Genomic DNA, 3884 nt, shown 5'->3' on the forward strand with positions numbered 1-3884 from the left:
GAGCTACCCCTATGGCAATAGGAATGAATATGAGGGTAAGCATTGTTTTAGATTGCCTAAATTCAACTAATAAATGCAACTTTTTCGGAGGTAGGAAGTAAATAAAAAACTTTACTCAAACAAAAGAGAGGAAAAAAATAGATCCTCCCTTTGTCTGAGCAGGGGAAAATGACTATCTTTGCCTCCGTCCAAAAGTTCAAAAGAATGGGTCATTTAACCAAAGAGCAAAGGTACACAATTTTTGTGATGAAGCAACAAGGTTGTAAAATTAATTTTATAGCCTCTGCCATAGGTAAAGACAAATCCGTTGTTAGCCGTGAGCTTAAACGTAATTGTGACAAGCGAAGCGGGCAATACAATGTTGATTTGGCACAGCGAAAATACCAGAAGCGAATGCAAAAAAACCAAAAAAAATCCACTTTACTCAAGCTGTACGTGAACGTGTTGAAGAATTACTCAGAGAGGACTTCAGTCCAGAACAGATCGCTGGAAGATGCGAATTGGAAGGATTGGAATGTATTAGCCATGAGCGTATCTATCAGCATATATGGGAGGATAAGAAGCGTGGCGGAGACCTACATACTCACCTACGACGCAAAGGTAGGCGGTATCGAAAACGTGGTGCTTCCAGGGACAATAGAGGCATCATCAGTAATAGAGTAGGCATAGAAAATCGCCCAGCTATAGTGGAGCAAAGAAGCCGTTTTGAGGATTTAGAAATTGATACCATGATTGGAAAGAACCATAAAGGAGCCTTGCTTACGATAAACGATAGGGCAACTGGAATATGTTGGTTGGCATTACTTGAAGGGAAAGAAGCCAAACCGCTTACCAAAGCTATGGTGGATATACTTAGCCCTATTAAAGACTTGTTACATACAGCAACGGCTGACAATGGGAAAGAGTTCTCAGATCACCAGCAGATTGCTTCTTCCCTTAAAATAGATGTATATTTTGCCCGTCCATATCATAGTTGGGAATGAGGATCAAATCAGAACCTGAACGGTCTTATAAGGCAGTTTATACCCAAAGGCAGTTCATTTGAGGATCTAACAGAGGAAGATGTCAAAATGATACAGGATAAACTAAATAACAGACCGAGAAAAAGACTCGGTTACCTAACACCATTAGAATTCTTTTCTAATAACTTTGCAAAATCAAATCAATGTCTAACTGAAAAGTTGCATTTGTAACTTGAATTCGGCCTATTAACTTTTCACTTATGAAAAAACTGTTCTCTGTCATAACACTTTTGGCAAGCATATCCGCCATGAGCCAGCAAAATGTATTCTTTGATCGTAATTTTTGGAACGAAAACACTACTATCAGTCAAGTAAGAACTGCCATAGAAGCAGGCAATAGCCCTTCGGCTCTCAATGAAGCTGCTTTTGATGCGCCTTCTTTAGCTATTCTTGGCAAAGTGCCTACCCCCACAGCTATCTACCTGATAGAACAACAAGGCAACAGTGTGACAAAAACCACCCATGACGGACGTACTTATCTCTTTTGGGCAGCAAGCGCTGGGAATGTAGAACTCATCCACTACCTATTGGAACAAGGTAGTGATATTCATGCCAAGGACAGCAAGGGCTATACCCCTATTACCTTTGCAGCCCTCTTCGGTAATACGAATCCTATGCTATATGAAGCTTTCTTTAGGGCTGGAATAGACCCTAAAGCAAAATATGACCAAGGGGAAACAATTCTAATGAAGGCTATTGCCTTCGATGATGACAAACTCTCTCTTACTCAATATTTTGTAAGTAAAGGTCTCAAGCTCAAAGAAACAAGCCTTAGTGGGGCTACTGCCTTTGACTATGCTGCTCGAAAAGGCAATGTAAACCTGCTTAAGACCTTGCGTAAGAAGGTAAAAGCCACCCCCCAAGCCTTACCTATGGCAGCTGAAGGAGTAGTGCGCCAGCCCAATAATCCTATTGAAGTATATCAATATTTGATTGAAAACCAGAAAATTTCTGCTAATGCTACCGATTATAAGGGTGCTACAGCACTACACTACTTAGCACGTCGTCAAGACCTGCCTGCTGCTCTCTATCTTATAGAAAAAGGGGCTACCACAGATGTTACAGACAAGGAGGGAAACACCTGCCTTATGAATGCTTGCTATGGGAATAACTTGGAGCTAGTAAAGCTCTTGGATAAGGACAAAGAACTCCTTAACAAAGCCAATGTAAAAGGAGAGACAGCCCTGCTCATTGCCCTACAACGCAGCAGTAGCGAGGTAGTTGCCTTCCTCTTGGAGCAAGGTGCTCATACTGGAGTGGTAAGTAAAAAAGGCGTAAATGTAGTAGAGGCACTCCTTGCTAGCTATAACCCTCGCAAAAAAGGCAATGATGCCGATTTTGAACAAAAAACAGCTCTTTTGAAGAAGTATTTAGTAGCCTTACAAGCTGCCAATGCTCACGGAGACACTGCCCTACATATGGCTGTTGTAAAAAGTAATCTTAAGCTCATAGAGAAAATTCTCTCTTGGCCTTATATAGATATCAACGCCCAAAACGAAGATGGTGAAACACCTCTTATAAAAGCAGCCCTAACAGCCAAAGACACCTCTATCCTCAAGTATCTGATAGAGAAGGGAGCGAACAAAGCGCTTACTACTTCCTTAGGGGAAACAGCTTACGATCTGGCGAAAGAAAACGAAAACCTACAAAAGAGCAACGCTGACCTTGACTTTCTTAAATAAATGGAAAGAGAAGAGTGAATAACTGCTTTTCACTCTTCTCTTTTCGCTCTTCTCCTACATGGCGATTCTCTCAAAGAAAGCCCAAGCTACTACTTGATAGAACTCTACTACATAGTTCATGGGAATAAGTTCCATCTCATAAGGAGGATTATTAAGCTCTGGCAAAGGATCTGGTATAAGCTCCAAGAAGCCCTTTTGCTTACTACGCTTAACGATTTTCACTGTACGAATCTGATTTTTGGTAATTACCCCATAGAGTTCATTAGTTGGAAAGTACGTCTGCCAATCCTCTATGCGCCTTAGACCAATAACAGAGCCACTTCGGATACGTTTGGAAATAGAATTACCAATAAGATTACAAGCAAAATCAGCTCGATCAAAGTCCGGAGAGCTGATGATAAAGGAGGGTTTTACCTGTGTAAAAAGCTCTTCGGTAGACCAGCCTCCTGCAAAATCCACATCATAGTAAGGGACTTTTACAAGGGAAGATACTACTTCTGTCTTCAGTATAGGAATGTTCAAGTCCTCATCATCTTGACTTTCGTACTCATAGGCCACTTGGTCAAAATAGAGTTCCAAGAGGGAACGAGTTCTATCGGGCATATCCTCCTCATGCATCTCATAGGCTTTGAGTTTTCTTACAGGGATATGAGTATGTTCATATATATCAGTTAGAGTAAGACCATATTTCTCTCGTTCCGCTTTTAGGAATTGACCACCGTCCTGATAGTCCTCCTCTACAAGCATTTCTCCACGACCTGAAAGCATCCACTCCTTATCTATCTCAGGAAAGGCCGCTACTACTTTTTTGATGACCCCTTCGGTCATGTATTTTTCATTACCATTGAGCGCCGCCGAAAGGTTGCTGCGAGGCTCTTTTATCTTCTGTGCGAAAAGGGTTTGGGTAACATATTCTGTATTTTTCCGTATGTACAAGAACACTTCATTGAGCCTTCGGGACATAGCGGCTTTGCTTGTGTCAAACTGATCTTCCATAAGTTACAAAAATTAAACACATTATGTGTGGCAAAAATACAACAAAAGAATGGGATACACAAGCGAAAGTAAAGTTTTTTTGTAAAAAAGTATGTTAGGCCAAAATAATTGTGTATTTTTGTACCGTCTTTAAGAACTAAAAAAATGAAGGATTTATTTGAACACATAAAGACCAACAAAGGCA

General features: G+C 40.8%; 2 protein-coding genes and 1 pseudogene. 2 read left to right on the plus strand and 1 reads right to left on the minus strand.

Going from position 1 to position 3884, the window contains the following annotated elements:
- Positions 1–204: 204 nt before the first annotated feature.
- Both Q0625_RS04160 and Q0625_RS04165 read left to right on the plus strand, forming a co-directional pair.
- A pseudogene (locus Q0625_RS04160) lies at positions 205–1193 on the plus strand (IS30 family transposase).
- A gap of 29 nt (positions 1194–1222) precedes the next feature.
- Positions 1223–2704, plus strand: a complete 1482-nt coding sequence (locus Q0625_RS04165; protein ID WP_298823699.1) for an ankyrin repeat domain-containing protein — start codon at positions 1223–1225, stop codon at positions 2702–2704.
- 54 nt (positions 2705–2758) lie between these two features.
- On the opposite strand, the gene Q0625_RS04170 is transcribed toward Q0625_RS04165, so the two are convergent.
- Complete coding sequence (locus Q0625_RS04170; RefSeq protein WP_298823701.1) at positions 2759–3700, minus strand: hypothetical protein; 942 nt, start codon at positions 3698–3700, stop codon at positions 2759–2761.
- Positions 3701–3884: the final 184 nt, after the last annotated feature.

Source organism: uncultured Capnocytophaga sp., assembly GCF_938029845.1.
Classification (GTDB): Bacteria; Bacteroidota; Bacteroidia; order Flavobacteriales; family Flavobacteriaceae; genus Capnocytophaga.

Excerpts from the sequence above, each read along its gene's own strand:
- Q0625_RS04165 (WP_298823699.1), top strand. The coding sequence starts at position 1,223 with ATGAAAAAACTGTTCTCTGTCATAACACTTTTGGCAAGCATATCCGCC.
- Q0625_RS04170 (WP_298823701.1), bottom strand. The coding sequence starts at position 3,700 with ATGGAAGATCAGTTTGACACAAGCAAAGCCGCTATGTCCCGAAGGCTC.